Source organism: Sporolactobacillus sp. KGMB 08714, assembly GCF_036598985.1.
GTDB lineage: Bacteria > Bacillota > Bacilli > Bacillales > Sporolactobacillaceae > Sporolactobacillus.
This window is the reverse complement of sequence record NZ_JAUUBW010000014.1, coordinates 75,944-82,342: the sequence shown is the minus strand read 5'-3', so window position 1 is coordinate 82,342 and position 6,399 is coordinate 75,944. Positions and strand designations below refer to the sequence as shown.

The window sequence follows — 6,399 nt, the reverse complement described above, 5'->3', positions numbered from 1 at the left end:
GATGAGCGAAAAACGAGAGGGAAAAAATGTCCCTCTCGTTTTTCACTACAGACTGACCTTTTGAGACAGCCTCTTTCCTGTGTCTTAAGGCCGAAAAAGATTTTTAGGACCCCCTCATTTTTCTCCCATCACATACTTGGCCGCCTTTGCCGTCCAGCTGATCGGCAAAAGTTTGGCCGCGATCGTACCCGCCCGGTTCATTCCTCCGGCAACGACGGCGCGTTTTCCGTTCATCAGGGCCTCGTAACCGAGACGGGCGACGCGCTCCGGCGCCATGGTCCGGCTGAACATTCTTGTCCCCTCTGCCCCGGCAACCGTTCCGAAACGGGTTTGGGTCGGTCCCGGGCAAAGTACCGTAACGGTTGCTTCAGAACTCTTCAGTTCTTCGGCAAGCGCTTCTGAAAAAGAAAGAACATAAGCCTTGGTGGCAAAATAAACAGCCATATACGGACCGGGCTGAAAAGCGGCCGTGCTGGACACATTCAGAATCCGGCCGCCTTTTTCCTTCATTCCCGGAAGCACGTAATAGCTCAGTTCTGTCAGTGCGGCGATGTTTAACTGAACCATCTGCAGCTGCTCCTGGATGTCCAGCCCATCGAATGCACCCAGCAGGCCGAATCCGGCATTATTGACGAGTATATCGATCGGGATGTCTGCCTGCTCGATTTCCTTAAAAATCTCTTTCGCTGCCCCCGGAACACTGAGATCCTTGACAATATAATGCACTTTTGTACTTGTAAACGTTTCTTTTATTTTCTCCAGTTTCTTCGCCGTCCTTGCAACAAGGACAAGGTCGTAGCCGTCTTTTGCGAACAGTTTGACGAACTCATAGCCTAAACCGCTTGTCGCGCCGGTAATCAGTGCCGTTTTTGCCATCTGCAGCCCCGCTTTTCAATGAATGTTTAAACCTATCATAATGAAGGCTTTATCCTCTGTCAATTTTAACCGTCGGTTGTCCCGGGGGCGGCAATGAAAGGATAAGCTGCGTTCCGCTTTATGAAACAGGGCGCCTCATCGTCAGACATTTGACGGATGGGGCGCCCTCTTGAGATGGATACGGTTTATCCTGTTCATGCATTTGGAAATAAAGCATTTTAATTATCAATCACATCTGTGAACGGAGTCAGCGGCATCCAGTGAGAAAGCAGAAAGCTGAGGGCGACCGTGCAAAGGATGACAACCAGAAAATACAGGTCATAACGGCTCCAGCCGATTTCGTAGTAGTAAGTCCGCGCTTCCGTCATCGAGAAGCGTTTGGCTTCCATGGCTACAGCCGTGCGCTGGGCGCGGCGTATCGACTGGGCAAGCATGGCCAGCGCATAGTGTTTCATCCGCTCATAGGCAGCCCGTGCCCCTTTCTTTTGCATCATGCCGCGGACGATCATTGCCTGGCGGATGTGAACGAACTCTTCGGCCATCATCGGCAGCATCCGGAAAGCCGCCAGACAGCCGTATGCATAACGGACGGGCACTTTAAGCTGCTGCATCAGCGAATAGAAAAACGGCACCGGCATCGTCGTCGAAGCCAGAATCATGCCGATCATTGTGAAGATAAAAGTTCTCAGGCCGATTAAAACGCCGCGGGCCAGACTCTCCTCGGAGATCATGATCAGATACCAGTGAAACAGGACGTGCGTGCCCTTGCCGAACAGAATCATGGCGGCCGTGCCCAAAAAAGAGACAATAAAGGTCAGAATGATCATCCAGAATGAAAATTTTGCCGGGAAGCCGTTAACCAGGAAATAAAGAATAAGAAAAAGGACGGTCGCCCAAATCATCGTGTTCAGATTGCGGACACAAAGATAGACAATAAAGAGAGCGGCGATGATCAGAAATTTAAATGAAGGATTGATCTTGAAAAACGGCTTGTCCGTGTTTGTCCAAAAATCCCCCATCTTCTTCCCCCTCCCTGCTTTCCTCTGCCGTCCGCCGTGAATCCGCGGCGAGATGCCCCTCTTTTATTTTCAGCACTCTCGTCGCAAAATAACGGACGATTTCCATTTCATGGGTGACCATAATCACGGTAGTCCCGCCTTGCTTTAGCCGCTGGAACAACTGCAGCAGCGCGAATGTGTTGCGGGCGTCCTGTCCGAATGTCGGTTCATCAAGGATGACTGCTTTCGGGTGATTAATCAGTGCCGATGCCACACTCAGCCTCCGCTTCTGACCGACTGAAAGCTGGAACGGATGCTGCAGCCGCTGATCTGCCAACGAAAATTGATCAAGCGCCTCGTTGACCCGGGTGTCGATTTCCCGGCTGTCCAGTTTCTTTAAAACGAGGCTGAGTCCCAGTTCGTCATCGACGCGGTCGGTTACAAACTGATATTCCGGATTCTGGAATACAAAAGCGACGTCGTCACGTGTATGATCGAGATGCCAGCGCACTTTTCCCTGATGACGGAGCAGTCCCATGATTCCTTCAATCATCGTGCTCTTACCGGCGCCGTTCTTGCCGATGACGGCGACCCATTCACCTTGGTAAACGGTCAGATGAGACAGAGAAAATCGGATTTTATGCTGACGGGTCACGGAAAAGTTATCGAGTTCGAGCAGGACATCGTTTTCTGAAGCCGCCTCCCGGTGGCCGGGCCCCTCCCTGATCAATCCCTGCCAGACGCCCGGATGCCAGATTCCGTATTCATCCAGTTCTTTCACATGTGTTTGCAGAATCTCGTCCTTTGCTCCGTCGGCAATGATCTGACCTCTCGGATCGAAAAGGACGACTCTGTCGATCAGATCGAGAACGTGACTGATTTTATGCTCGACAATGAGCAGTGTCCGATCCGCGCCGATCCGGCGCACAGTCTGCCACAGCTGTTCGGTGCCCTGCGGATCAAGCAGCGCGGTCGGTTCATCGAGAAAAAGCACGTCCGGTTCAAGGGCGAGAACGCTCGCTATCGCCAATCTCTGCTTCATTCCTCCGGACATCCGGCTGATCAGCCGATGCGGGCGATCCGGCTCAAGTCCGACCATTTTCAGATAATGCCGAATCAAATCCGGCATTTTTTCGCGGCTGATCCGCTGATTTTCAAGAACAAAGGCAATTTCTTCATCGGCATAAGGCATGCAGAACTGGGTGTCGGGGTCTTGAAAAATAAAGCCCCAGTTTTCCGGAAGTACGAGCTCATCCGCTTTCATCGGCAGTTCGATACTGTTCGGCACGAGCCCGGACAGCACCTGAAGCAATGTTGATTTTCCGCATCCCGAAGGGCCGAGCAGCAGCACCTTTTCCCCTCTTTTGTAATGAAAAGTCAGATCTCTGAAAAACATTTCTTTTTTCTTCGGAAAAGCAAGGCGCAGATTGGTGACTCCCCAGCAGCCGGGACTATTTAAGGGCATCGTAGTCTTCCTTAGACACCGGACGGATGAGATTGGTAACACCGGTCTTCTCCAGAGCTTTAACAAGGATATAGGGGAAGACGCCGGCTAAAAGCGCCGCCCCGATAATACGGAACCCGATGTTCAGAGTCAGGTTCCAGCCCGCGAGATCGGTCAGATAACCGTAAACAAGGTCAATCAGAAAAGACCCTATGGACGCGGCAATGCCGGAAAGAACGGCAACGGAGACTGTGAATTTTCGATAGCGCCACGCGGCGAAAATCAGCTCGGAAAAAATTCCCTGAACCACACCGTAATAAACGTTGATAATGCCGCCGCTTCCTGCGAACAGCATTTCGGCGATCGCGGCGGCAGTTTCCGCAAGAAAGGCGACACCCGGCTTGCGGATCAGCAAAGCGGCGAAAGGTCCGGCAATAAACCAGATGCCGTAGATCAGCGCATCGAGCTGCAGCCCGAGCGACTGCAGCATATCGTACACAGGCCCGAGCAAACGAAAAACAAGGCCGAAAACCAAAGAAACAACAATCGTGACCAGAATATCGGTCAGATTCAACTTGCGACTTTTACTTTTGCTCATCTATTCTTCCTCCTGTCTGCGTTCATCCTGATTTCTTTTCTTTCGGAAGCATCCGCTGCACAGTCAGGGTCGGAGAATGATTGAAAAACACGAAAAACCGCTTTCCTCTGTACGAAAAGAAAGCGGCAGCTGCCTGAATGATTTCAAAACCACTTTCCCACGCTGGTATTATCCAGATCAGGTCCAAGGGTCAGGGCCGTGCCCTTCTCAGCGGAATGCTCCCCTAGTGGACAAACGCATATTCATTTAACACTTTTAACGATACTCCCCCGCCCAATAATGGTCAAGATAAAACATTTATTTAATCATCCGAAAATGCAGTTTCCAAGCCCGATCGAAAATATTTTCATGATTTTTTAATAAAGGTTTCGTATCCTGAAAAAAAGGGAATAAAAAATCATACCCCCTCACCGGATTTTAACTATTTCAGAAACGAAAGGAGGAAATAATTTTCTTGATGCCCCGCTTTGTTTGTGATATTAAAGACAGGAAGAACTGGAAACGGGATCAAAAAATCGAAAAACCTGAGGTGATGTGAGTGAAAACGCTCCGCTTAAATGAATCGATCCGTTTTGGAAAAAACGATCCGTTTGTCCTGATTGCCGGTCCGTGCGTGATTGAAAGTGAAGATCTGGTCCTTAAAACGGCGGACACCATCCGGGAAGTGACCGACCGTCTCGGGATTCCCTTCGTATTTAAATCCTCTTATGATAAAGCCAATCGTTCGTCGATCTATTCCAAACGCGGTCCGGGTCTGGAAAAGGGACTCGAAATTCTGAATAAAGTCAAAGAAAAAATCGGCGTGCCTCTGACGTCGGACATCCATGAGGCCGATCAGGCAGCTCCTGCGGCCGATGTGCTTGATATATTGCAGATTCCCGCTTTTCTCTGCCGTCAGACCGATTTGCTGGTCGCTGCGGCGCGGACCGGGAAAATCATCAATATTAAAAAAGGCCAGTTTCTCGCACCGTGGGACATGAAAAATGTGATCACAAAGCTCGAGAAAGCGGGAAATACAAACATTTTGCTGACGGAACGCGGTGCTTCATTCGGCTACAATAATCTGGTCGTCGACATGCGGTCGCTTCCGACAATGCGCTCGTACGGCTATCCGGTCGTTTTTGATGCGACGCACAGCGTTCAGATTCCCGGCGGAAACGGCATATCGACAGGAGGAAAGCGTGAATTTGTCCCCTACCTTTCACGTGCCGCCGTCGCGGCGGGCGTGGACGCCGTTTTTATGGAAGTACATCCTGATCCGGATCGGGCATGGTCCGACGGGCCGAATATGGTGCCGCTTGAAAGTCTGGAAGAACTATTGAAACCGCTCCTGGAAATCGACGCTGTCGTCCGCAATCTGGATGCAGTGGAATACTATTAAAAGATAAGGAGGCCTGTCCATGAACCTGAACACCGAGAAAAGCAGAATCAACTACGTCATTGAAACGCGTTTGAAAAATACAGAAGCATACATGGATTCGTTCAGCCGGACATTCGATACGGAGATCCGGGAAGTGCTGAAGCTGAAAAAAAGGCTTGATCCGGAGATGATTCAGCAAGTGATTCGCCTGATTTTAAATTGCAGAGGCCGCGTTGTGATTACCGGTATGGGCAAGTCGGGAATCATCGGCAGAAAAATCTCATCGACACTTGCGAGTACAGGCACGCCTTCGTTCTTCCTTCATCCGGCGGAAGGGCTTCATGGAGATCTGGGCAGGATCACAAGAAACGATATCGTTTTGGCGATTTCCAACAGCGGCGAAACGCAAGAGGTGCTGCGGATTCTCCCATCGGTTCGGCGCATCGGCGCAAAGGTCGTCTCGATTACCGGAAATGCCCGTTCCACGCTGGCCGGGCTTTCCAATCTATCGATTGATACCGGAACGATTGCGGAGGCCTGCCCGCTCGGCCTTGCACCGACGTCGACAACGACGGCGACGCTTATACTGGGCGATGCGCTGGCTGTTGCCCTGCTGGACGTGCGTGATTTCAAGCCGGAAGATTTCGCTGTTTTCCATCCCGGCGGCTCTCTCGGCCGGAAGCTGCTGCTGACGGTCAAGGGCGTCATTCGCTCCATCAACAGGGCAAACCCGGCTGCTTATCAAAACGCCAAAGTCAAAGAAGTACTGTTTAAAATGACGGAAAGCGGCATCGGTGCAGTCTCCATCGTCAATGAAGAAAATCGGCTGATCGGCATCCTGACCGACGGCGACATCCGGAAAGCCTTATCAAACGGCAATATTTCATGGGATCAGCCGATTCGTCAGATTTACACGGCCGATCCGTATTTTGTGACGACGGACCAATTGGCCGCCGAAGCCCTGCACTTAATGGAAGAAAAGGACATCCATGTCCTCCCTGTTGTGAAATCGGGGGAAAATGAACCGATTGCCATCATCCGTATCCAGGATCTGACACGGATCGGACTTTAATCCTCCTCTGTCTCCGTCGCTCCTTTCGCAGAATGAATCACCGGCCGGGTT

Annotated in this window: 6 protein-coding genes and 1 riboswitch; of the genes, 2 read left to right on the top strand and 4 right to left on the bottom strand. The window is 51.1% G+C overall.

Annotated features, from left to right (window positions below; genetic code table 11):
• Nucleotides 1–114 precede the first annotated feature (114 nt).
• The 4 genes from Q6A92_RS08395 to Q6A92_RS08380 form a co-directional block, all read right to left on the bottom strand.
• Nucleotides 115–876, bottom strand: coding sequence for an SDR family NAD(P)-dependent oxidoreductase (locus Q6A92_RS08395; RefSeq protein WP_274399514.1), 762 nt, complete (start codon nt 874–876; stop codon nt 115–117).
• Nucleotides 877–1,094: 218 nt separating this feature from the next.
• Nucleotides 1,095–1,895 (bottom strand): energy-coupling factor transporter transmembrane component T family protein, encoded by an 801-nt coding sequence (locus Q6A92_RS08390; RefSeq protein ID WP_332237691.1) that lies wholly within the window; start codon nt 1,893–1,895, stop codon nt 1,095–1,097.
• Nucleotides 1,837–3,339 carry an ABC transporter ATP-binding protein gene (locus Q6A92_RS08385; RefSeq protein WP_274399511.1) on the bottom strand — a complete coding sequence of 501 codons (1,503 nt, stop codon included), beginning with the start codon at nt 3,337–3,339 and terminating at the stop codon, nt 1,837–1,839. Before Q6A92_RS08385 ends, Q6A92_RS08390 begins: the two co-directional genes overlap by 59 nt.
• Complete coding sequence (locus Q6A92_RS08380) at nt 3,326–3,916, bottom strand: ECF transporter S component (protein WP_274399510.1); 591 nt, start codon at nt 3,914–3,916, stop codon at nt 3,326–3,328. The genes Q6A92_RS08385 and Q6A92_RS08380 overlap by 14 nt, the downstream gene beginning before the upstream one ends.
• Before the next feature lie 137 nt (nt 3,917–4,053).
• A riboswitch (TPP riboswitch) is annotated at nt 4,054–4,151 on the bottom strand.
• Between the two features lie 303 nt (nt 4,152–4,454).
• Between Q6A92_RS08380 and kdsA the strand changes: the two genes are divergently transcribed.
• Nucleotides 4,455–5,297, top strand: coding sequence for a 3-deoxy-8-phosphooctulonate synthase (gene kdsA, locus Q6A92_RS08375; protein ID WP_332237688.1), 843 nt, complete (start codon nt 4,455–4,457; stop codon nt 5,295–5,297).
• Between the two features lie 19 nt (nt 5,298–5,316).
• Nucleotides 5,317–6,348, top strand: coding sequence for a KpsF/GutQ family sugar-phosphate isomerase (locus tag Q6A92_RS08370; protein ID WP_274399506.1), 1,032 nt, complete (start codon nt 5,317–5,319; stop codon nt 6,346–6,348).
• The last annotated feature ends 51 nt before the right edge of the window (nt 6,349–6,399 follow it).

Excerpts from the sequence above, each read along its gene's own strand:
- Q6A92_RS08385 (WP_274399511.1), bottom strand. The coding sequence starts at position 3,339 with ATGCCCTTAAATAGTCCCGGCTGCTGGGGAGTCACCAATCTGCGCCTT.
- Q6A92_RS08370 (WP_274399506.1), top strand. The coding sequence starts at position 5,317 with ATGAACCTGAACACCGAGAAAAGCAGAATCAACTACGTCATTGAAACG.
- Q6A92_RS08380 (WP_274399510.1), bottom strand. The coding sequence starts at position 3,916 with ATGAGCAAAAGTAAAAGTCGCAAGTTGAATCTGACCGATATTCTGGTC.
- Q6A92_RS08390 (WP_332237691.1), bottom strand. The coding sequence starts at position 1,895 with ATGGGGGATTTTTGGACAAACACGGACAAGCCGTTTTTCAAGATCAAT.
- Q6A92_RS08395 (WP_274399514.1), bottom strand. The coding sequence starts at position 876 with ATGGCAAAAACGGCACTGATTACCGGCGCGACAAGCGGTTTAGGCTAT.